The 24,730-nt window shown below is 40.8% G+C and carries 16 protein-coding genes; 2 read left to right on the forward strand and 14 right to left on the reverse strand.

Annotated elements, in window-relative coordinates; translation table 11 throughout:
- Positions 1-42 precede the first annotated feature (42 nt).
- The 10 genes from phoR to FHG08_RS00515 all read right to left on the reverse strand — a co-directional run bounded on the left by phoR (position 43) and on the right by FHG08_RS00515 (position 11,973).
- On the reverse strand, positions 43-1,389 hold the full coding sequence (gene phoR / locus FHG08_RS00470; RefSeq protein ID WP_138609180.1) for a phosphate regulon sensor histidine kinase PhoR: 1,347 nt from the start codon (positions 1,387-1,389) through the stop codon (positions 43-45).
- 77 nt (positions 1,390-1,466) lie between these two features.
- Positions 1,467-2,156 (reverse strand): phosphate regulon transcriptional regulator PhoB, encoded by a 690-nt coding sequence (gene phoB, locus FHG08_RS00475; RefSeq protein ID WP_008111196.1) that lies wholly within the window; start codon positions 2,154-2,156, stop codon positions 1,467-1,469.
- Between the two features lie 640 nt (positions 2,157-2,796).
- Entirely contained in the window at positions 2,797-3,861 is a 1,065-nt protein-coding gene (fba, locus tag FHG08_RS00480; RefSeq protein ID WP_008111197.1) for a class II fructose-bisphosphate aldolase, read from the reverse strand.
- Between the two features lie 211 nt (positions 3,862-4,072).
- On the reverse strand, positions 4,073-5,248 hold the full coding sequence (locus FHG08_RS00485; protein ID WP_178956515.1) for a phosphoglycerate kinase: 1,176 nt from the start codon (positions 5,246-5,248) through the stop codon (positions 4,073-4,075).
- 49 nt (positions 5,249-5,297) lie between these two features.
- On the reverse strand, positions 5,298-6,311 hold the full coding sequence (gene epd / locus FHG08_RS00490; protein WP_109874182.1) for an erythrose-4-phosphate dehydrogenase: 1,014 nt from the start codon (positions 6,309-6,311) through the stop codon (positions 5,298-5,300).
- 174 nt (positions 6,312-6,485) lie between these two features.
- The gene (locus FHG08_RS00495; protein ID WP_178956516.1) at positions 6,486-7,226 is read right to left on the reverse strand and encodes an SIMPL domain-containing protein; all 741 of its coding nucleotides are present in this window, start codon (positions 7,224-7,226) and stop codon (positions 6,486-6,488) included.
- Between the two features lie 140 nt (positions 7,227-7,366).
- Positions 7,367-7,990, reverse strand: coding sequence for a 3'-5' exonuclease (locus tag FHG08_RS00500; RefSeq protein ID WP_138609187.1), 624 nt, complete (start codon positions 7,988-7,990; stop codon positions 7,367-7,369).
- 5 nt (positions 7,991-7,995) lie between these two features.
- Positions 7,996-9,834: a DUF294 nucleotidyltransferase-like domain-containing protein gene (locus tag FHG08_RS00505; protein ID WP_178956517.1), complete on the reverse strand. Its 1,839-nt coding sequence runs from the start codon at positions 9,832-9,834 to the stop codon at positions 7,996-7,998.
- Positions 9,835-9,974: 140 nt separating this feature from the next.
- Positions 9,975-11,699, reverse strand: coding sequence for a sodium:solute symporter family protein (locus FHG08_RS00510; protein ID WP_178956518.1), 1,725 nt, complete (start codon positions 11,697-11,699; stop codon positions 9,975-9,977).
- 10 nt (positions 11,700-11,709) lie between these two features.
- On the reverse strand, positions 11,710-11,973 hold the full coding sequence (locus tag FHG08_RS00515; protein ID WP_008464847.1) for a DUF4212 domain-containing protein: 264 nt from the start codon (positions 11,971-11,973) through the stop codon (positions 11,710-11,712).
- A 459-nt stretch (positions 11,974-12,432) separates the two neighbouring features.
- Between FHG08_RS00515 and FHG08_RS00520 the strand changes: the two genes are divergently transcribed.
- Positions 12,433-15,873 carry a PAS-domain containing protein gene (locus FHG08_RS00520; RefSeq protein ID WP_178956519.1) on the forward strand — a complete coding sequence of 1,147 codons (3,441 nt, stop codon included), beginning with the start codon at positions 12,433-12,435 and terminating at the stop codon, positions 15,871-15,873.
- A 42-nt stretch (positions 15,874-15,915) separates the two neighbouring features.
- On the opposite strand, the gene FHG08_RS00525 is transcribed toward FHG08_RS00520, so the two are convergent.
- The 3 genes from FHG08_RS00525 to FHG08_RS00535 form a co-directional block, all read right to left on the reverse strand.
- Entirely contained in the window at positions 15,916-18,519 is a 2,604-nt protein-coding gene (locus FHG08_RS00525) for a DUF2339 domain-containing protein (protein WP_178956520.1), read from the reverse strand.
- Between the two features lie 76 nt (positions 18,520-18,595).
- Positions 18,596-19,495 (reverse strand): GGDEF domain-containing protein, encoded by a 900-nt coding sequence (locus FHG08_RS00530; protein WP_178956869.1) that lies wholly within the window; start codon positions 19,493-19,495, stop codon positions 18,596-18,598.
- 64 nt (positions 19,496-19,559) lie between these two features.
- A complete protein-coding gene (locus FHG08_RS00535; RefSeq protein ID WP_010387603.1) occupies positions 19,560-20,144 on the reverse strand; it encodes a YqaA family protein in 585 nt (194 codons plus the stop codon).
- A gap of 145 nt (positions 20,145-20,289) precedes the next feature.
- Here FHG08_RS00535 and FHG08_RS00540 point away from each other — a divergent pair, with 145 nt between their 5' ends.
- A complete protein-coding gene (locus FHG08_RS00540; RefSeq protein ID WP_178956521.1) occupies positions 20,290-21,522 on the forward strand; it encodes a TMEM143 family protein in 1,233 nt (410 codons plus the stop codon).
- A gap of 63 nt (positions 21,523-21,585) precedes the next feature.
- Here FHG08_RS00540 and FHG08_RS00545 read toward each other — a convergent pair whose 3' ends face one another.
- Complete coding sequence (locus FHG08_RS00545) at positions 21,586-24,723, reverse strand: efflux RND transporter permease subunit (protein WP_178956522.1); 3,138 nt, start codon at positions 24,721-24,723, stop codon at positions 21,586-21,588.
- Positions 24,724-24,730 lie beyond the last annotated feature (7 nt).

Consider the following 24,730-nt stretch of genomic DNA (forward strand, 5'->3'; position numbering starts at 1 on the left):
TGCGGTTCACTCTAAAGTGAGTACATGACAATGGTGTGACTCTTAAATGACACTTTTATGACTACCTATATTGCTTGCTACTAATGGCGAAATAACGATAAGTCTATCGCTTGAAAACGCGAAAGAAAAACAAGAACCTTTACCCAGCTCGCTGTGAATTTTTAATTGACTACCATGGCGAGTAAGCACATGCTTGGTAATAGCTAAGCCTAAGCCTGAGCCACCTGTGGTACGGCTTCTGGCTTTATCTACTCGATAAAAACGCTCAGTTAACCGGTTAATATGCTCAGGTGCAATACCATCACCATTATCGGTCACACTAAAACATGCTTGTTCATTGTTGCGCTGCCAAAGTACCTCAATTTTACCGCCTGGTTTAGTATAATGAATGGCATTAAATACTAAATTTGAAAAGGCACTTCTAAGTTCATCCTCAGCACCGGTAATATCAAGCGATGCATCAATCTTAAAAATAAGTTGATGGCCTTTGTCTTGATTGATAGATTGCGCTTCTGTTTCAATTAAGTTTAATAATCGTGGCACATTCACCGCTTTGTCATTACTGTGTTGCTTTCCCCCTTCGATGCGCGATAACGACAACAGCTGATTCACCAAGCTATCCATACGCTTACATTGCTCTAGCATAGTAGTTTGTGCTTTATTCCACATTGCAGGCGGGGGAAGTGAATCACTATCGAGCATTTCAAGGTAGCCGGTAACAACAGTTAAAGGGGTTCTGAGCTCATGAGAGACGTTTGCTACAAAGTCTTTACGCATCTGCTCAAGTTGCTTTAAGCGAGTAACATCGCGTACCACTACCAACAACTGTGTATTGGCATAGGGCATAACCCTAAATTCAAGAACTTGCTCAACACTGTGGCCACTTTCAAGCTCCAGAGCATCGCTAAACTCTTTACGACGCATATATTTAGCAAATTTAGGATCGCGAATTAAGTTATCTAAACGCTGACCATGATCAACCGGCCACTGTAACCCTAACACTTTGAGTGCAAGTTGATTACACCACACAATTGATAAGTCGTTTTGTAGCACAACAACGGCATCGGGTACGGCCTCAGCGCCGTCACGAAAACGCCGTATTAGCTCTGCCAGCTCATTACGTTTTTTACGATTGCGGTGTTGCAGCTGGTAAATACCTTCAAATACTTGCTCCCACGACCCTTCCCCTTCAGGCGGGTTAAAACTGCGTTGATCATGCAGCCAGTCACTTAAGCGATAAAGCTGATGGTAATGCCACATAAGTAGCGAAAAAGCGCCCAAAAACAACATCAAAAATGGGGCACCAATGAGCACCCCAATTAAAAGCAAAGGTATAAAATAGACAAACAGCCGTTTAGTTAACGCCTGCTTGTTAATAACTCGATACATACACGCTCTTTACCTTATAAACACTAGCAGATGATTTGACTGTGCTAGGTTAATAGATTGTGACTTACGAAGTAAACTTATAATTTACTCGAAAAGCGATAACCAGCACCGCGAACTGTTTGTACTAAGCGGTCATGCCCAAGCGTAGCAATTGCCTTACGCAGGCGACGGATATGAACATCTACAGTTCTATCTTCAACATAAACGTTAGTACCCCATACATGATCAAGTAATTGCTCTCGGCTATATACACGCTCAGGGTGGGTCATAAAAAAGTGTAACAGTCTAAATTCCGTTGGCCCCATATCTAGCTCACTGCCACCTGAGGTCACACGATGCGAAATAGGATCTAAACGTAAGCCATGTACTTCAATCGCCTCTTCAAGTGAGGTAGGAGCAACACGACGAATAACCGCTTTAATACGCGCCATTAACTCTTTAGGTGAGAACGGTTTTGTAACGTAATCATCAGCACCGACTTCTAAACCGCGTATTTTATCTTCTTCTTCGCCGCGGGCTGTCAGCATAATGATAGGAATTTGGCGTGTGTGTTCATTTTGTTTGAATTTTTTAGCGATTTGAATTCCACTACCGCCAGGTAGCATCCAATCGAGTAACACCATATCTGGATAAGGTTCAACCATTGCAGATATTGCAGAATCATAATCTTCTGCCTCAATGGCTTGAAACCCATTTTGTTCTAAAACAAAAACCAACATTTCCCTGATAGGTGCTTCGTCATCAACGACTAATACTTTACGTGACATTCCAATTTATCTCTTAGGCTATTGAGTAGGTTTCATTATTATGACTAAGTATGACATTTTTATTAAAGTGTAACGTGGAAATCAAAATGAGCGTAAAAAAAAACACAAAATAGTGACAAAAAATTAAATATGTCATCTTTGTATCATCATAAGCTGTAAATCAAAAAGCGGTTTGAGGTGTTAATAGCTTAATAATTGCGCGTAGTTTTTATATTATTTATGAGATCATCAAATTACTAAGCGACGAGTTTTAACAACTATATTTTTAGTCTGATCATAAAAGCTCACTGCGCCACGACACTATTTAGATCAGCTTTATTAAGATCTTAAATATCAGGATCAGAGTTTTATCAAGCAGATCCCTTTGCGGATCACTATTTTACCCACTACTAAAGCTAAACCAATGATTTTTTGTATAATTTTCATTCTACCACTGCGCTTTACGATGCCTAAATGACTAAAACATGCCCATTTTAGCGCTTTAGTTAGTAAAGTAATGATCCCAGATATGACAAGTTAGTAATCGAGTGATCCCAAATTAATAACTAGGTAAAATACTGATCCCCCACAGATCAAAAAAGCCAGTGCATAGGCAACTGGCTTTTATAATGAGCGCGAGAGTATCGCTATTATTGGCTCATTATTTTATTTTTGGGTTTAGCTCACCGCTTAAGTATTTAAGGTGCATTTCATCTAACGAAATTGGCTTAATTTTACTTGCTTGACCTGCAGTACCAAACGCTTCGTAACGGGCAATACAAATATCAGTCATCGCTTGCGTTGCAGCGGCTAAGAACTTACGTGGGTCGAAGTTAGACGGGTTCATTGCTAAATGACGACGGATTGCACCGGTAGACGCTAAACGTAAGTCAGTATCAATGTTTACCTTACGCACACCGTATTTAATACCTTCAACAATTTGCTCTACTGGCACGCCGTAAGTTTCTGGGATCTCACCACCGTATTGGTTGATCACCTCTAACCACTCTTGTGGTACTGAAGACGAACCATGCATTACTAAGTGGGTATTTGGTATACGCGCGTGGATTTCTTTAATACGATCAATTGCTAAAATGTCGTCGGTTGGTGGACGCGTAAATTTGTAGGCACCGTGTGATGTACCACAGGCAATAGCCAGCGCATCAACATGGGTTTTATTTACAAAGTCTGCCGCTTCTTCTGGATTTGTTAGCATTTGCTCAGTGGTAAGTTTACCCTCAGCGCCAACACCATCTTCTTCACCCGCTTCACCAGTTTCAAGTGAACCTAATACACCTAGCTCACCCTCTACAGATACGCCACACGCATGCGCCATTTCAACTGTTTTACGTGTTACATCAACGTTGTAATCGTAGCTTGAAGGTGTTTTACCATCGCTCATTAATGAGCCATCCATCATTACTGATGAAAATCCTAGCTGAATTGAACGCTGACATACACCCGGTGATGTACCGTGATCCTGATGCATAACCACTGGAATATGTGGCCATTCTTCAACTGCCGCTAAAATCATATGACGAATAAAAGGTGCACCGGCATACGCACGTGCGCCCGCAGAACCTTGCACAATAACAGGGCTGTTTGTTTTATCAGCCGCTTCCATAATTGCACGCATTTGCTCTTGGTTATTTACATTAAACGCGGGTACACCGTAACCATGCTCTGCGGCATGATCAAGAAGTTGTCGCATACTGATTAAAGCCATTGGGTATTCTCCAATTTATCGGTAGTTATTTTACTACCTAGTTTGAACGGATTTGTTAGTTTGGCGCAATCACTGCGCCATGAATTAAAAGGCAAATGGCCTAAAATTCATATTATTAACGACTAAATAAAAGTGAGAGGTATTTACTCGTTAATTGTAGCAGATGTGAAATAAGCACATCTGCTTTACGGCTAGCTAATACCCTAAGGTATTATTTAGCGCGTGATTCTAGCATTGCAACTGCAGGTAGTTTTTTGCCTTCTAAAAACTCTAAGAACGCACCACCACCAGTAGAAATATACGATACTTTATCACTAATGCCATACTTATCAATTGCCGCTAGGGTGTCACCACCACCAGCAATAGAAAATGCGCTTGAATCAGCAATCGCTTTTGCAATAGCGCGAGTGCCATTACCAAATTGATCAAACTCAAACACACCCACTGGGCCATTCCATACAACAGTGCCCGCATTAGCAATAATTTTTGCAAGTTGATTAGCAGTATCAGGGCCAATATCAAAAATCATATCGTCGCTGGTGACTTCACTTACATCTTTAAGTGTGGCTACAGCTGACTCTGAAAACTCATTACCTACAACAACATCTGTGGGTACCGGTATTTCGCCATCGTTGGCTTTCGCTGCAACGCATAAACGATTTGCTTCATCCATTAAATCAGCCTCATAAAGTGACTTACCTACGGGATGACCAGCAGCTGCAATAAAGGTATTGGCAATACCACCGCCGGTAACAAGCTGATCAACAATTTTAGATAACGAATCAAGTACGGTTAATTTAGTGGATACTTTAGAACCACCCACAATCGCCACTAACGGACGGGCTGGGTTATCAAGTGCTTTACCTAGGGCGTCTAGTTCAGCCGATAATAATGGACCAGCACACGCTACATCAGCAAACAGACCCACACCATGGGTTGAAGCTTGTGCGCGATGTGCAGTACCAAAGGCATCCATTACGTAAACATCACATAATGCAGCGAGTTGCTTTGATAGGGCTTCGTCGTCTTTTTTCTCGCCTTTGTTAAAACGTACGTTTTCAAAAACAACCACTTCGCTATCTGCAACATCAACGCCGTTTAAGTAATCTTTTTCTAGGCGAACAGTTTGCTCAAGTGCATCATTTAAGTAATCAACAACGGGTGCTAATGAAAATTCGTCTTCGTATTGCCCTTCCGTAGGACGGCCTAGGTGTGACATAACCATCACTTTTGCACCTTTTTCTAGCGCAAGTTTGATAGTAGGTAGTGCAGCACGAATACGTGCGTCTGACGTCACTTTACCTGCTTTAACGGGTACATTTAAATCTTCACGAATTAATACACGCTTGCCGTTTAAATCTAAATCTGCCATTTTTATGACCGACATGAACATCTCCTTAGTTAACGATACTAAACCAATAAATACGTTTTAAATATTACTTAAATGCCATCATAGCACGAGCGGTATCAAGCATGCGATTCGCAAACCCCCACTCATTATCACACCAAACTAGTAATTTTATCAGCCGTTTATGACTAACACGTGTCTGTGTGCCATCTATAATACAAGAATGGGGATCGTGGTTAAAATCAACCGATACCAGCGGCTCTTCGGTGTAACTTAAAATACCCTCAAGCCTATCTTTAGCTTGTGCCTTAAGCGCACTATTAACCGCACTTAAATCTACATCGGTATTTACCGTGACACTTAAATCCATGGCGGTCACATTAATAGTCGGTACACGAACGGCAATAGCCTCAAAGCGGCCTTTAAATTTAGGTAAAATACGGTCGATACCACGGGCTAATTTTGTGTCTACCGGAATAATAGATTGGCTGGCGGCACGAGTTCGGCGTAAATCATGGTGATACGCATCAATCACTTGCTGATCGTTCATTGACGCATGAATAGTTGTAATAGCGCCAGACTCAATACCAAAGGCATCATCGAGTACTTTAATAACAGGAACAACGCAGTTGGTGGTACACGAACCATTAGAGACAATAGTATGCTCGTTTTTCAGCTCATCGTCGTTTATGCCATACACAATGGTGGCATCTACATCATTATCAGCAGGATGGGAAAACAACACTTTTTTAGCACCTGCGGCAATATGTGACTGTGCATGCTCACGTGAGTGGTACACGCCAGTACATTCAAGTACCACGTCAACATCTAGCGTTTGCCACGGTAATTCAACTGGATTTTCTTCACAAAATAATGCAATGGTGTCATCAGCAACGCTGATAGTGTCTTCACCTAGTTTAACTGGAAAAGTGAAACGACCATGAGAGGTGTCGTATTTTAATAAATGGGCAATAGCTTCAGGGTCGGCTAGTTCGTTAATTGCAACAATTTTGATCTCGTCGCTTAAGCCTGATTCGTATAGTGCACGGACAATATTTCGACCAATACGACCAAAACCATTAATTGCAAGTTTGATTGCCATGAAATATAAAATCCACTCTAGTTACGTACAGAGAAAGGCAGCGTCGCCTTTTAGATGGCGGTATTGTAATCGACCTTGCCTGCGATTATAAGAGCCAAGCATTAGAAACTTTAAATTAACGCCATAATCAACACGCAATGCGCTTTTATTTTTAACTCGGCTTTGCGATATTTGCTATTTTAGTTTTAAATCAAACACCACGTTTATTGATGCTTTAACGCTTATTCTTGCACCTAAATATTGCTGCTGCGTAAATGGGTTCTCGTTATTTCTAGCAGCCATGCTATTTCTGTGGCTAGATAAAACAATGTGCTTAACACCGCTCGCGTCGTAATCTGAGCTACTAGAATTTGCACTAATACTATAAACGTTGCCAAGTTCAGCACCAAAAGACTGAGCGAGCTTATTTCCCTTCGCTTTTGCGTTATCAATTGCTAGTTGTGTTGCCTCTGCCTCTAACTGCATGGCCTTGGAGGATAAACCATTAATTTTTTTGATATTGTCTATTTGTAAGCGTTGAGCAAAATCAATAAATTCATCGACTTTTTTAATATCTTTCAATGTGACTTTAACTGTTTTCAGAGCTAAATAATTATCGCTTAAAGCAATCCCTGATTCTGTACCAACCTTAGTGTATACCTTGCTTTTTAAACCCGATATATGAACATCGCCTTGGCCAAAATCATATTTATCTAATTCTTCAAATAACACGCTGATCCGGCCATCAAGGTCACGCTTAGCCTCAAGTAATGTATCTTCAATGCTTTTTACTTCAAATATAATTTGAGCCATATCTGGCTCAACTAATACCTCAGCAGACCCCTGCACTGCAATATGACGATTAGCTGGCACGCTTGAATTAGCAAAAGTAATAAGAGGGAATAAGATAATAAAAATAGCGCTGATAAGTTTCATATTCGTTCCTTGAATTTTTAATTAAACACGCGTTCCCATAAGTATACAAACAAGAAGAAAAGTAAACTGCATACAATTAAGCTAAGTGCATACTTTATAGTTGGGTTTCTTATAGTTGGGTTTCGCTGTCCTTAACCAACCTACATTAGATCGCCTACTTTAAGTTCTTTACCGGCGCCTATTTGATGGCATTGGGCTAATAACAGCTCAGCAGTGGCTTGTGCATCGGTAAGCGCATGATGGCAATGATAGCTTGGTAAATCGTAGCGATTACGGCATTCATTTAAGGTTAAATCATCTAATTTGATATCGCTTGCGTGTTGCAGTAAGCGCTTTTTTTCTATTTGTAAGGTATCGATGATCAGCTTAGGCCGCTGGATGATCCCTGCATTTTTTATTGCTAACTTTAAAAAGCCCCAGTCGAGCATGGCATTATGAAATACTAAAATGCAGTCACTAAAGTGAGCACTTAAAGACATTAAAATACTCTGTAGACTTTGCCCTTGTGCCACCGAGTCAGTACTAATGCCGTGAAAAACAGGGCTTTGCTCTAGACTTTTAACCTCTTTATTAACGATATGCTGCGATTGACTATTCTTGATACATTGATTATCAATCAGTACCCAAGCAACCGAGACAATTTCATGTTGTTTAGGATCAAGCCCTGTTAATTCCAAATCAATCACTAAATAACGTTGCTTTAAAGCACTTTGCGCAAGCAAATGGCGACGCTTTAAGTACCGCGTAATAAGCTGCTTAACCATTATTGTTACAAACTCCCACGCGCAAATTTAAACGCCGCGCCTTGCTGCGCTTGTTTTACTAGGTAAAACGCTTCTTTAAGCTGATGACGCTCTAACGAATTGAGTTTGTCTGGGTTAATACAATTACTAGGTAACCCTTCTTCGTTTATTTGCGTGCGCAGCCGAAGCTGAGTTAAAAATCGCCAACAATCTTTTAAATTATAAATATCTTCTTTGCTTAATAGTGAATACTTTAATAAAGCATCCAACCTCTCTTGGGTGTTAGCACGGCGAATGCCTACTTTTAATGCATAAAGTCGCGCTAGATCGTTAATGATCACCACCCCGCGCTTTTTAAGATCGATGTACTTATGGTGTTGCTCTGTTTTTTCGGTTTTAAAGTTATTGAATAAACCAATCGGCGCACTGTTAGCGTTAACATCGCTGGCCATTGCCGCATAAAAAAGATCATTGCGAGAAATATGGGTCAACTCTTCACAAAACTGGCTATAGAGTGTGGTTGAGCCTTCAATAAAGCGCAGATCAAAAAAGATTTTACAGTTGAGCATTGCCTGCGGTGTGGGACTGGTGATCCACTTTAAAAACTTCGCCCGCCAATCACTAACACTCATTCGACATGCATCACTGCTAGCCATTATGTTACCAGGACAACGACGAATGCCGCACTCAACTAAGTTTTCACAAACAAATTCGCCCATCTGTTTAAAATATGCGTGCTGTTCATCGTTTAGACCATCAGGTAATAACAAGCCATTATCTTGATCTGAATGCAGTGTTTGCTCTTCGCGCGCTTGAGAGCCAAAACAAATAAAACTAAAACTGGTTGGCGCGGCGCCATGGTGTTGTTGAAATAAAAAAATTAGCCGCGAGGTCAACGCATCGGTTAAACCACTGAGTAACTTTCCGATCAGCGAAATATCATCAATATTATTTGAAAACCCTTTTAATAACTCAGGAATTTCTTTCGCGTAACGTTTTAAATCAGCCACATTATGGGCCTTGTAAATACGACCAATTAGCTGCACTGGGTCGCTTTTTTGTTGGCGTAGTAAGTCTGTACTGGTGATCATTCCTAGCGGTTTATGGTTTTCGTCAAGCACAGGTAAATGATGAATATTATGCTTAAGCATTAAGTGCAGCGCTGAAAATACGCGGTTATTTTCAAATATAAACTTAGGCTTATTGGTCATAATACTATCGATAGCTTGCGCAGGGTCAACTTCATCGGCAAGCACTCGGTTACGTAAATCACGATCTGTAACCACACCAATAAGATGCGAATTTTCGGTGATCATCATTGATGAAATCCCATGCTCTTGCATTTTTTTAGCACTATGACGGATGCTGGCATCGGGGGGCAGCGTAATCGCTTTGCGAGTCATGATCTCTGATATTTTACGCTCAGACCAGCTGTCGTTGTTACTTTTATAATGTGATGACAGCAATCGATTAGCATGAGCACGAACAAAGTATTGCTCGAATGCTTTATATTCTCGACGTAAGTAATCAAAATCCGTTTGGTCGAGCATATAGACAATGCCCTCTTTTTGTACTTCTAAACTGTTTTGTATTGAATCTCCCGTCAGTAACGAGGGATAACCAAAGTAATCACCTTGAGTTAAACGCGTTACCGTATCGCCTTGAGCATCCACTAAATCGTATAACCCGGAACGAATTAAAAATAATTTAGGCTGTTCACTGTTAAGCCATTGCGTTTGGTTTTCTCGGGTCAAATAAATACTATCGAGATGGTTAACAAAATAACTGCAGGCGCTGTCCTGTAACATTGAAAATGGTGCTTGCTTGTTAATAAACTGCGCGACTTCCTGTTGCTCACTACTCATAAATCATCCTCAATAAAAAAGCGACTTAACCTGAAATATGGTTATTTAATATAGCGATTATTTAATGTAGTCATTATTTAAACAAATAAAAAGCCCGACTTAAGTCGGGCTTTGATGCGTTATATCATTAGATATATGGATTAGTGAGCATGCGCATCACTAGACCCTTTAGGATTACGAATACCTTCAACCATTTCTTGAATTTCAACTGGTGTCGGTTGAGTCATTTTCATAACACCTGCAGCTACTGCAAAGTTAATGATCATGCCTACTAAACCAATCCCTTCAGGTGAAATACCTAAGAACCAATTTTCTGGGCTATTAAGCTCTGGACTCACAAACTTGAAGTAAATGATGTATGCAGCAGTAAAGGTGATACCCGTTACCATGCCTGCAATTGCACCATGTTTATTCATTGATTTAGAGAAAATACCCATAATAATTGCAGGGAAGAAGCTCGCCGCTGCTAAGCCGAAGGCAAAGGCAACAACCGAGGCCACAAATCCTGGCGGGTTAATCCCAAAGTAAGCGGATATTACAATAGCAATCATCGCTGCCAACCTCGCTGCAAGTAATTCTTGCTTGTCGGTTATATCCGGTTTAAGTGTCCGTTTAAGTAAATCGTGCGATACTGAGGTTGAAATAACCAATAGTAAGCCCGCTGTAGTAGATAGTGCCGCGGCAATACCACCTGCTGCAACGAGTGCAATAACCCAGGCTGGTAAGTCGGCTATTTCAGGATTCGCTAGTACCATAATATCGCGGTCAACATTTACTTCGTTTGCGCTATTAGGATCAGTGATTTTACCTGATGTGTAGAACATTTTGCCGTCACCATTTTTATCATTAAAGGTGATTAGGCCTGTGCGTTCCCAGTTTTTGATCCAAGCTGGTGCCTCTGCATACGCTGTACCACTTCCGTCTTTACCATTAATTGTATCAATCATGTTTACACGGGCAAACGAAGCTACTGCAGGTGCTGTTGTGTAAACAATAGCAATAAACACCAGTGTCCATGCTGCTGAAATACGTGTGTCTTTAACGCGAGGTACAGTGAAAAAGCGAACAATTACGTGTGGTAAACCAGCAGTACCCACCATAAGAGCACCTGTAATTGCAAATACATCAATCATGCTCTTTGAGCCTTCAGTGTATTGGCCAAATCCAAGCTCGGTACTTAAACCATCGAGCTTATCAAGTACATACATACCTGAGCCATCACTTAGCGTGGCACCAAAGCCTGTTTGTGGAAAAAAGTGACCTGTTGCCATCATAGAGATAAAAATAGCCGGTACTAAATAAGCAAATACCAGTACACAATACTGCGCAACTTGCGTGTAAGTAATACCTTTCATGCCACCAAGTACGGCATAGAAGAAAACAATGATCATACCGATATAAACACCGGTTTCAATTTCAACTTCTAAGAAGCGAGAGAACACTACACCAACACCACGCATTTGACCCGCAATGTAAGTAAAACAAATAAAGATGGCACATAAAATAGCCACTAAACGCGCAGTACGTGAGTAGTAACGGTCACCGATAAAGTCTGGCACGGTAAACTTGCCGAATTTACGTAAGTAAGGCGCTAAACACATAGCCAGTAGTACATAACCACCGGTCCACCCCATTAAGTAAACACTTCCGTCGTAACCCGCAAACGAGATAATACCCGCCATTGAAATGAATGACGCAGCACTCATCCAATCCGCAGCAGTTGCCATACCATTGGCTAGTGGAGGTACACCACCACCAGCAACGTAGAATTCATTTGTGGACCCAGCTCGAGCCCAAATTGCAATACCGATATAAAGCGCAAAGCTTAAACCGACAATTATAAATGTGAGTATTTGAACATCCATTGACTAGCTCCTATTCGTCTACGCCATATTTTTTATCTAACGTATTCATTTTGAAAACGTACACAAAAATCAAAGCCACAAAGGTATAAATCGCGCCTTGCTGGGCGAACCAGAAGCCAAGTTTAAACCCAAAAAAACGTACTTCATTAAGTACATCAACCAGTAATATGCCAAAGCCAAAAGAGACCACAAACCATACTGCTAATAATTTAAACAGTAATGAAATGTTTTCTGCCCAATAAGCTTTTGCTTGTTCTTCATTTTTAAAAGCCATTTTTATTTTCCCCTTTAAACATCACGATTGTGATGGGTGGTTTTTTATATTCGTTAACCAATTTAGCAATGCAATTCAAATATTGAATTGCGACAATAGTCGTAACAACATATTAACGTTTCCGTAAACTGCGCATGATCAATTAATAAACAACTCATGAACCAGTTAAATTTCAGTAGCTTAATAGATTTTTATTGCTCAAACTTTTAGCCAAATTAAAACAAACCGTGGGAATAAGACATTAGTCTAACTAAATAGACAAAAACAAATTAACCCTTAAATATCATAGTTTTATTTTATTTATAGATAACATAAACAAAATGTATACCCCCTACTTTATTTGCAGCTAGGTATTGTTAATAAGCAAACTACTTCAAACTCCAACTGGCGCTCGCATCTTGAAATAGTTTGGGTATAGTTATGACAAATTATAAAAACACTCTACGAGGTTAAATAAACATGACAGCTGTACTACTCATTGTTGCCTTTGGCTACATAGGCGTGCTGTTTTGGCTGGCAAATTGGGGTGATAAGACCACCCCACTTGCCAAGCGTATTAGTCATCACCCATTTGTGTATTCATTTGCATTGGGAATTTATTGTACTTCGTGGACTTACTATGGCTCGGTAGGCACCGCTGCTACTAGTAGTTGGAGCTTTTTGCCTATTTTATTAGGACCCGCCTTACTGTTTTTTTTCGGCCAAGGCTTTTTACGTAAACTGGTATTGGTGAGTAAAAAACAAAATATCACCACTATTGCCGACTTTATTTCAGCGCGTTACGGCAAACGCCAAACCACCGCTATTATGGTGACCATTATTGCCTTATTAGCCACTATTCCTTACATTGCATTACAATTAAAAGCGCTTAGTTCTAGTTTTTTACTTTTGCAAAATAGTAATCAAATATCTGGGGATATTTTGGCGTTATCAGCCACTTTAATGATGGCACTATTTGCTATATTTTTTGGCACGCGCAAAGTTGATGTAACCGAGTACCGCTCAGGCTTAATGCTTGCTGTGGCGTTTGAGTCGCTAATAAAGCTGTTTGCTCTGGCTGCTGTAGCAGGGCTTGCAATATATAGCTTATTTAATTTACCCACAGAGGGTTCTAGCCAAGTTGCCGAGTCAATTTGGCTGCATTGGGCGCAGTTTGACTTTTTTAGCTTTAACTTTATAGGTCAGTCACTAATGGCGGCAGCTGCTATAATTTGTTTGCCACGGCAATTTCATGTCACCGTGGTTGATAACCAAGATAAGCGCCATTTATTTACTGCTCGCTGGGCTTTTCCATTGTACTTGTTATTAACCGCAGCAATGATTTTACCTATTGCCACCGCTGCTATTCATCCAGAAATTGGTCGCAGTTTATCACCTGACAGCTTTGTACTGGCACTGCCTATGCTGCACGATAACGCTTTTTTAACCACCTTTGTGTTTATAGGTGGGCTTTCTGCTGCCACAGCCATGATTGTTGTTGCAACACTTACACTAAGCACCATGATCTCCAACGACGTGGTGCTCCCCTTAATGTTGCGCCGTAAATTTAAACGTAATTTAATCACCACCAGCTACAAATCCCGCATTTTATTAGTACGGCGTTTTACCATTGCTGGGGTACTTATTTTAGCCTACTTCTATCAGCAATGGTTTGGTAGTGGCAGTGCGCTAGCCAGTATGGGGTTAGTGGCTTTCTCATTGGTGTCGCAATTATTGCCTGCTATTGTGGGTGGTTTATATTGGCGAAAAGGTCATGCTTATGGTGTTTATGCTGGGCTACTCGCAGGGGTCATTTGTTGGGTGCTATTTTTAATGTTGCCTATTTTAGAAGCCCCTAACCCACTAGACAGTGAGCTGCAACAAACGCTTATAACTAGAGGCACCTTAATCGCGTTGTTTGCTAATATTGGCTGTTACATTAGCTTTTCCTTGGGAGCTGAAGAGCGCTTAATCGATAAAATTCAAGCTGCGGCATTTGTTAATCCTAAAGATCAGGCCATTTTATCTCGTCGCTTAAATAAAAACGTAAAAGCCACCGTATATGACTTTAAAATTTTACTGCAGACCTTCTTAGGCATTCAGCGTAGCCAACAAATTTTATCGCATTACGCACTCCATCATGATTTAAACGACAACAATGCACACCCTCGCGCTGACTTTATTGCCTACTGCGAACGCGCACTAACTGGAGTATTAGGTGCTTCCTCTGCGCAAGCACTTATTCATACAGTATCATCTGGCAAACGAATGGCGTTTGAAGAAGTGGTAAACTTTTTTGATGAAACCACACAAGCACTGCAGTTTAATCAAAACTTACTATTTACCTCACTCGAAAACTTAAGCCACGGACTCTCTGTGGTAGATAAAGATCTCAACCTCGTTGCTTGGAATAAGCGCTACAGCGAAATGTTTAACTACCCTGAGGGTTTTTTACAAGTTGGCCAGCCCATTGAAGAAATAATACGGTATAACGCAGAGCGCGGTGAATGCGGCCCCGGTGAAATTGATCGCCATGTTGATAAGCGGGTTCAGCATTTAAAAAATGGCAGCTCACATCACTTTATTCGTCATCGTCGAAATGGCCAGGTTTACGAAATGATAGGCAACCCACTACCTGATGGGGGGTTTGTAACGAGTTTTTCTGATATTACTAATCATATTAGTACGCAAAATGCGCTCGAAGAAATTAATATGGACTTAGAAAACCGCATTGAAGCGCGCACCCAAGAAGTGCAAACCATTAATAGTAGCCTGCAAGCACAAATCGATAGTCGCGTACAAACAGAGCAAGCACTTACTTTAGCTAAACGTGAAGCTGAGCAAGCGAATGATAGTAAAACTCGCTTTTTAGCACTGGCCAGCCATGATATATTACAACCGCTCAATGCGGCACGATTATATCTCGCCGCCATTGATGAAACTCAATTAGATAGCACCAATAAAAATAACTTTAATAAGCTAGGTGATAGCCTCGATTCCACCGTGCATTTAATGTCGGCTTTATTAGAAATTGCCAAGCTAGAGCAAGGGGCAATGACCCCAAATCCTCGTCACTTTTACATTGATGATATTTTAGATCCCCTTAAAAGCGAATATGCGATTTTATCGAGCGATAAAGGACTCTCATTTAAAGTACGTTCAAATAAACAAATAGTACACAGCGACATTACTTACTTGCGCCGAATACTACAAAACTTACTGTCAAATGCGATTAAATACACGGAAAATGGCCGTGTATTAATTGCCTGTAGAAACAGAAAGCACAGTTTACGGATTGAAGTATGGGATACCGGCCCTGGTATTAGCGACATTGAACAAGCAAAAATATTTAACGACTTTTACCGAATTGAAGCTAGCGACAATAAAGGCGTTGGCTTAGGTTTAGGGGTGGTTAAACGTATGGCTGATTTATTGAGCCTGCCGATTGATGTGGTTTCATTACCTAATAAAGGCAGCCGATTTAGCATTGAAGTGCCTTATGGTGATGCGCAATTAGTACAGCAAAAACAATCCAGTCAAAATATAGTCGACAACCGCGCCGCGATAAATATTATTGCCGTTGACGACGACCCTGAAAACCTTGCAGCCATGGCTAGCCTATTAAAGCGCTGGCAGGCAAATTACACCCTATTCGATAAAGTGGACGCGGTGTTAACTTATGCAAAAGAACAGGGCGCACCTGATGTTATTTTAATGGACTATCAGTTAGGTAATGATTGGGATGGCATTACTTTAATTAAAGCGCTACGCGAGATTTGGCAAAGCGATATTCCGGCTATATTAATTACCGCAGTGCGAGACACTGAGCTAAAACAAATCACCAAAGCCGAAAATATTCATTATCTGAGTAAACCAGTAAAACCTGGTAAGCTTAAAGCACTGCTGAACCACAGCACTTAACGATTAATAAGAGCTTAAGCCCAGTAAGTACTGGGCTTGAACTTAACTATGAATGCGCTCTCTGAGTTTTTGGAATAACCAACTAAGCCCTACCAGCGACAACCCTAAACCAATGAAGGACAATGCTTTTAGAAGTCCCGTTAAATTTGCCATATCTATTAAAAACACCTTAACAATTACAGCGCCAAGAATACCTAAACCAACATTTTGCAGTAACCGTTGCTGCTTTAAATGCCCGGCTATCACTACCAGCGCGCCGAGTAATAACCAAATAACCGAATAGCTATATAGCTCGGCGTCACTGGTTGCTTTATCAAGATAAATGAAGCCACCTTGCCAATATTGACGGATCAAGCTGTTGATAGCTAACAGGGCTAATAAACCAGACACACCGAGTGTAATTTGACTCAATTTAGCATTTAACGGTTTAACTAAACTCGCTAACCATAACGCCAGCAGGCTCGGGACCAACCAAATTAAAAGTATCCAGTTAAATATTGGTGTTTCACCAACATAAAGACGCATTAATAACGGATTATCATCCAACGTTGTATTGATTAACAACAAGCCAGCTAACGCTGATAAAATAAAACCTGCAGTGCGATATAGCTTGCCCAGCTGCCCTGCACTTTGCGCGCGATATAAATAAACGCAGCCTAAAGCAAGCAAGTTACAACTGAGCAAAACTTGCTCATAAAAACTTAAAGAAAACAGCTGAGGGTAGTGCCCTACCAGTTGATAACTGGTTTCGGTTGTCACAAATAACGCTAAACAATGCAGTGCTGCTCCTTCAAGCCATATTTTTAGTTTTGAAGTATTAAAACATTTAGCCGCTGCAAAAAATAACCCAATACACAGCGGGTAAACAACTAAACTCCAATGCAAACCAAATATGCTTAGCTCATCATAACTAGGCGTCCACGGCGATAAGGTAAGGCGTAAAAGTAATGCCGCCACAAGGGCTTTTATTGGCCAGTGTGGCATAGCCACATTGTATTTTTTTATCAGTAAGCTCAGCAGTAATACTTGAACAGCCAGAGCAATGGTAAGGCCACTATCACTCAGTAACATCGTAATTGCTAAGGTAATATTGGCGTTTGCCCCCACCCAATAACTAAAGCGCTGCCATAAGGTTGTATTATTTTGCGTAAATTTAATTAACACGGCACTCATTAAACATAGCAATACCGCCCAAAGAGGGTAAGCGGTTGCTAAAGCCGTGTTTGGGATCATCGCATACAAAGTGCCAACTAATGCAAACATGCTTAATGAAGCAAGCAAATGAAAAGCTAATCGTTTTGGGTATTTATTACCAAAATAGAGTCCATAGCCACTTAGCCCCAGAGCAAGTAATAAGCCTAGCCCGTATTCGTTTTTAAAAATGAATAACGCGTCATTAAAGGCATAAGTTTGTTTAGCACTGACCACTAATAACAGTGCAATTAATAAAGAGACAGCCTGCCATGCATCCCAACGGCTATTTTTTAGCACTAAAAATAGTAACAAAGCGATGCTTAATAACGCCACGATTTGCCATTGTAAATTAAACACACTCAACAGCATGGCAATCATTAAAGGAGCAATAAAGGCCAGTAACAAACCGTGGTCTGGAAATAAATTAACTAACCGTTTAAAGCTGTGCGGGCGTACTTCAAGGGTGTTAAAGCCCAAGCCTAAGCGTGCAATAGCGATTAATCCTAAAATACTTAACAACGCAAAAGCGCCTATTAACCACACTGTGTCGTAGTTAAATAGAGTGAGTCCAACCAAGTACCAGCCAATATGCCCTACCCATAGTAAATACCACAGCCAAATACGCTTTACTTTATGTGCCACAACTGCTGCGGCAACACTCACAAGGGCAACATAAATAAGCAAAGAAAATAACTGCCCACTGCCCGTATTTACCCAAATAGGAACACTGTAAGCGCCTATAATGCCTATTACAGCAAGTAAAGGGCCTAACTTTATTGCCATTACACTAGCACACACAGCAATAACTGCTAAGCCAATAAATGCCCACTCAGCACTTAGCATGCTAAAGCTGTTATAAGCTAAAAACATTAAGGCAAAACAAGTCATAAAGCCGCCACTGGCAAGGGCTGCAGGAATGTAATTATTAAAGCCTTCAAAAACGATGCGTTTATAATGTAAATAATACGCTGCTGCGATTAAGCCAATGCCAAATAATCCACCGGCACTGAGCCTCATTGCAGGTGAAAGTAGCCCAGCCTCTAAACTGTATTTTGCTAAAAACACGCCACCTAAAGCCAAAGCAATAGCACCAATCCAGGTCATCCAATTTTTCTCGAAGCCTGCACGTAATTGTTTAAAAAGCAGTTCAATACTCGATGGTTTTTTAGTTATCGTTTTACGAGGTGGTGGAGGTTTAATGCTTACTGGTTTATTAACAGCAGCAGGAATATCTGAGCGGTTTAGAGGTATTGCGTTATCTACTTGAGGGTCAGCGGAGGATTTTTCATTTTTTGCTACATTTTGATTTGACTCAAACTGTAATAGTTTTAGTTTTAATACTGCAACCTCTTGTTTAAGGGTGTTCAATTGCACTAAGGCCACTAATCCACAAATAGCCCCTGCAACAATCGCAATAGATACAATAATTGCTAATCCGATTAACTCATCCATACAGTCCCTTTTTTACCTCGCAACAGAAGTCCCCAAAAATAGCACAAGCGAAATCTATTTTATAAAATTACTATGTTTAAGCAACCTCAAGGCGATCACGGCCTGCTTTTTTAGCTCGGTATAATGCCTGATCTGCACGTTTCATTACATTTTCAAAGCTCTGATCGCTACTACGGTGCGCAATACCGATACTAACCGTTAAAGAACGCTGATTTTGTACTGTAATAGTACGAGCAGTTTCTAGAATAGTCTGCGCAAAGTTAAGCACTTCATCAAGCTCATAACTAGGTAAGTAAGCGGCGAACTCCTCACCGCCTATGCGAGCAAAAATATTTTCATTTTTAAAAAGATGATTCACTTTATCTGCGAACTGTTTAAGCACCTGATCGCCCACATCATGGCCAAAATCGTCATTAATACGTTTGAAATGATCAAGATCTATGATTAAAACAGTGTAAGGATTATTAACAACCTCCTTCACATGCTGATAAAAACAGCGTCGGTTATACACTTTAGTTAAATCATCTATGATAAATTCTTGCGCTAACCGAGTGTGCATTCGCTGCATAAAGTGCATGGTTTTAAATAAACCATAAACAGTAATTAACATACCCAATGTGCGACATAAATCCTCTACGTAATTGCTTATCCAAAGAGGCTGATGTATTACTTCATCAAGCACATCGGCAGTAGATGCTACAATCCATAACATTAAACCGATACTGACATACACGTAGGCTTTTTTAGCTAATTGTGAACATTGCACCATAAAGAAAATTGTAAAAATAACCACTAAGTTAATAAAGTCAGTGGTAAAGCCGTAAAGATTTTGCTTGAAATCCAATAAAGGAAAGCGCATTAACGAAAAAATTGAAAAGCCAATAATAAATGCCAGCATAGCTAAAATTAACAGTTTGTTTAATCTGGTAATTTTTACAAAGCGGCTGAGCTTAAGGCTCACTTTTTCCGGATTCATCATAGGCTGTATTTAAACTTATTATTGTTGCTAAAAACTATACCATAAACTAAAACTGATTAATTTAAATTAATGTGCTAACACCCCAGCCAATCGCAACTAAAATAGTTAACCCAATCATGGTCTTAGTTTTGTGCTTGCTGATAATACGCTCAGCTTGATTGCCCGCATAATACACCACGATTGCCAAGCCGAAATAACGTATAGAGCGAGCAATAGCGCTTGCTAATAAAAACAGCGCCAGCGAATACTTAGTTGCGCCAGCGGCCAGCATCGCAATTTGAAACGGAATAGGCACGATACCTAGGCTTAACACAAACCAAAATCCTTGTGCCTGCATTTTTTGTTTTACGTTTTCAAACTGCTCAGGGCTTGAGAATGTGTTGATAACCCAATCGCCAATGATATCAAATAAGTAATAGCCTAAAGCATAGCCAAATAACGCACCTACAATACAGCCTAGTGTTGCCATTAGGGCAATTTGCCAAAGCTTTTCCCGTCGTGCTTGCATAAGTGGTACCAGCACTGCCTCGAGTGGAATGGGAACTATGGTGGATTCTAAAAATGAGGCAATAGTAATCCCACCCAGCATATTTTTAGACTCAATAAACTGACGTGTTTTTTGCTTGAGCTTTTTTTGTATAGCCATAAACGTCCTGTTAGCAATTAGGTAAGTGACTAAATCATCTCATAATAAGGTTAATGCTACCTGAAGAAATACAGTCAACATAGTAATCATTATAAGACTGCTTTATTATCTTTATATACCATTATACTTTTAAAATTTTCACAATATGCAAACTGCCCGCTACATTCCCTTTAGAAAACACGACATCATTACAATGTGCGCCAAAGAGCTTAATAAAGACCAACAAACTTCTTTTAAGCAGCTTTGTGAACTTTTAGCCAGCTTAATTCACTTTCATTACCATGGCACACTTGAGTCATTAAAAAATAATTACGCGCCTTTTGATCCAAATAGCGATACTCGTTTGATAAACAGCGTGACTGATGAACAAAAAGCGCAGTGCCAACGTGATTTTGCTAAAGATTTTGCCAAAGTTCTAAACGCGGCTAATTTTGAAGTGATCACCCATCAAGACCTACAAGATGCACTAAACGAAGAATCACTATTTAAAGTGCGCCTTGAGGTAGAGTTTGAGGATTTTGAAGAAGTGGTTTTTTATCGCCGTGGCGAGTCGCAACTCACCGAAACCATAACCAGTTTTTGGGGGTTACGTAAAAAGCCACTGCATTTTACCAACTACGATCGCGTAGCAGTATTTATCCGTTTTAAAGACAAATCCTATTTTGAATCAAAAAATAAACTACCTATGGGGTTTGAGCCCAGCTCAACCATAGTAAAACTATTTCAAAATGTGCCAAAAGCTGACTTAGAAATGCTATTTCCTAATAGCGAAGTACGCATGCGCCCTATTGATAAAGTGATTATTGGCTCATCGGCACTTATTGGCGGTGCGGTAGTATTAGTTACCAAACTGGGCGCCTCATTACTTTTACTGTTTGCTTTGTTTACATTTTGGGGAGGGTTTAGTGATAAAGCCGTTACCATGACTCAGCAGCACTTTATTACGTTAGCCATTGGTATTGGAGTATTTGGCAGTTTTGTGTTTAAAGAGTGGAGTAAATTTAAAAACCGTAAAATTAAATTTATGAAAGCACTGAGCGATAATCTTTACTTTAAAAACCTTGATAACAACGCCGGTGTTTTTCATACCCTTATAGACGCCGCCGAAGAAGAAGACATAAAAGAAGCTCTGCTTGCCTATACATTTTTACTAAAATCAGAAAGTGGCTTAAGCGCACAAATGCTTGATGAGCAGATAGAGACGTGGTTTAAAACAAAGTATAAATGCGAGCTAGATTTTGAAATTAGCGATGCGCTTGAAAAGCTTAAACGCATGCATTTAGTAACTTGCACAAACACCCTATATAACGCGATAAATCTAGAGCACGCAAAAGCCATATTAGATGAGCGCTGGGATAACCTATTTCAATATAACTAAGCAACTCCTTACTTAACAAAAAAGCAGCTGACACTTCAGCTGCTTTTTACGTTATTACCTAATTTAGGCTGTTTGCTGCTTTTCAAATTTTGCATGCACTAATTTATAAAGTGCTGGTAAAATTAACAACGTGAGCAAAGTGGATGACATAATTCCACCTACCACCACGGTTGCCAAAGGCCGTTGTATTTCAGCGCCGGTACCGGTATTTAGCGCCATAGGAATAAACCCTAAACTAGCCACAAGCGCGGTCATTAGCACTGGGCGTAATCGCTGTAATGCCCCGCTATGTATTGCATGGTATAAGCTTAATCCCTCATTTCGTAACTGCTTAATAAACGACAGCATCACCACACCGTTTAATACCGCAACCCCACTTAGAGCAATAAATCCCACACCCGCTGAAATAGAAAGCGGCATATCTCGTAGCAATAATGCTAATACCCCACCGGTTAGTGCCAGTGGTACGCCACTGAATATAATCAGTGAATCACGCAGCGAGCCAAAGGCACTATAAAGTAAGCCAAAAATAAGCAATAAAGTCACAGGCACTACCAACGACAAACGCTTACTCGCCGATTGTAATTGCTCAAACGTACCGCCGTATTCAAGCCAATAACCACTGGGTAGGTTAAGTTGTGCGTTCATAGTCGCTTGGGCATCGCTTACAAAGCTGGCTAAATCGCGTCCTGTTACATTCGCTGTTATTACCACATTGCGCTTGCCGCTTTCGCGATTTATTTGATTAGGGCCTTTTTCAATACTGATTGTAGCCACTTCTCCAAGCGGTACAAATGCAAGCTCAGGGTTACTACTTTTAGGTAACGCAATAGGTAAACGCGCAAGCGCAGAGACATCATCAGACCAACGCTTATCTAAGCGTACTAATAACGAAAAGCGCTTATCACCCTCATAAATTAGCCCTGTTTGCACCCCACCAACAGCAGCGGCAAGGGTTTGTTGAATGTCGTTTACGGTTAATCCTAATAGCGCCATATGGTCTCGCATTGGGGTAACAGAAAGTGTGGGCAAGCCCTCCATTTGCTCTAAACGAACATCAGTAGCACCGGTAATATTTCGCATTAAACCAGTGGCTTTTTCGCCAAACTGTTTAAGTATGGCTAAATCGTCACCGTAAATACGCAGCGCTACATCGGCACGCACACCGGCAATTAACTCATTAAAGCGCATTTCTATAGGCTGGGTAAATTCATAGTTATTACCCGGTACCTCATTCACACGATGACGAATTTGCTGCACTAACGCGTCTTTACTTAGTGACGGATCAGGCCATTGCTCACGCGGCTTTAACATTAAAAAAGTGTCGGCAACGTTAGGTGGCATAGGATCGCTGGCGACATCTGCTGTGCCAATCTTTGAAAATACGTTCGCAATTTCAGGCTGCTCTAATAAAGCCTGCTCCAACTGCTTTTGCATTTGCACCGATTGTTCAATACCGGTGCCAGTAATACGCAACGCATGCATTGCAATGTCACCTTCATCTAGCTGCGGTAAGAATTCGGCGCCCATATTTTTAACTTTAAAGCCAAGCACTAATACCAAAACAGTGGCAATACTCACCATCAGCCACGGTAATTTAAGCGATAAGTTAAGCAGTGGCTTGTAGATTTTTTTAACGCCACGCATTACTGCGTTTTCGCTTTCATCTACTTTACCACGCACAAATACGGCAATAGCCGCTGGCACAAAGGTGACAGCAAAAATAAGTGCACCTATTAACGCGGCAACCACGGTAAACGCCATAGGCTGAAACATTTTGCCCTCAACACCACTGAGCGCAAATAGCGGTAAATACACCAACATAATAATTAAAATACCAAATACTGCGGGGCTAAACACTTCTTTGGTGGCTGAAGTTACAACCTCTAAACGCTCACTGAGCGTAAGTAAGCGGCCATGTTTATGTTGAGCCATCCCTAATTGACGAAGGCAGTTTTCAACCACAATCACCGCGCCATCAACAATTAATCCAAAATCGATTGCACCTAAGCTCATTAAGTTACCCGAGACTCGATTGCCCACCATGCCTGTAATAGCAAATAGCATACTCAGCGGAATAACCATGGCGGTAATAAGCGCACCAGTGATATTCCCAAGCAATAACAACAGAATGACGATAACCAATACCGCACCTTCAAACAGGTTTTTTTGTACTGTGGCGATGGTTTTATCAACCAGATTGGTGCGGTCATAAACAGGCTCAATAATAACCCCTGCAGGTAAACTTTTTTGTACTTGTATAAGCTTATCAGCCATGGCTTTGGCAACCACACGGCTATTTTCACCAATTAGCATCATCGCCGTGCCTAATACGGTTTCCTCGCCATTATAGGTAGCCGCGCCAGTTCTGAGCTCTTTTCCTAAGTATACATTTGCCACGTCCTTAATTCGCACAGGAGCATCATCACGCTTAGCAATAACGGTGTTTGCTATATCCGCTAATGTTTTTAATTGCCCAGGGGAGCGCACTAAATATTGGCCGTCAAAGCGCTCTATATAACCGGCTCCGCGATTGCTGTTATTAAGCTCAAGTGCACTGATAACATCGTTGATTGTTAGCTTATAAGCGATGAGCTTTTCTGGTATGGGCGCAACTTGGTACTGGCGCTCAAAGCCACCTTGGCTGTTTATTTCGGTTACGCCTTTTACTTTTAAAAGCTGCGGACGAATAACCCAGTCTTGTAAAGTACGTAAATCTTCGGCGCTGTAAGGCATACCATCACTTTTTAACGCATTGGGTTTTGCATGCACGCTATAGGTAAATATTTCACCTAAACCACTGGCAATAGGTCCAAGGTTTGGCTCAACATTATTAGGTAAATCGGCGCGAATACTTTGAATACGCTCTCCAATTTGTTGACGCGCCCAATAAATATCGGTGCCTTCATCAAAAATAATGGTTACTTGAGAAAGCCCATAGCGAGAAAGCGAACGGGTATAATCAAGCTTAGGAATACCCGCCATCGCTGTTTCGACTAAGTAAGTGATACGCTGCTCAACTTCAAGCGGCGTAAAACCAGGCGCTTTAGAGTTAATTTGCACTTGTACATTGGTAATATCGGGTACAGCATCTACCGCTAAGTTTTGGATGTTATACACACCAAACCCAGCAAATAAAAATGTCAGTGCCAGTACCATCATGCGGCGTTTAACCGCAAAAGAAACAATCCAGTTAATCATGGTACCT

Source organism: Pseudoalteromonas sp. Scap03 (assembly GCF_013393115.1).
GTDB lineage: Bacteria > Pseudomonadota > Gammaproteobacteria > Enterobacterales > Alteromonadaceae > Pseudoalteromonas.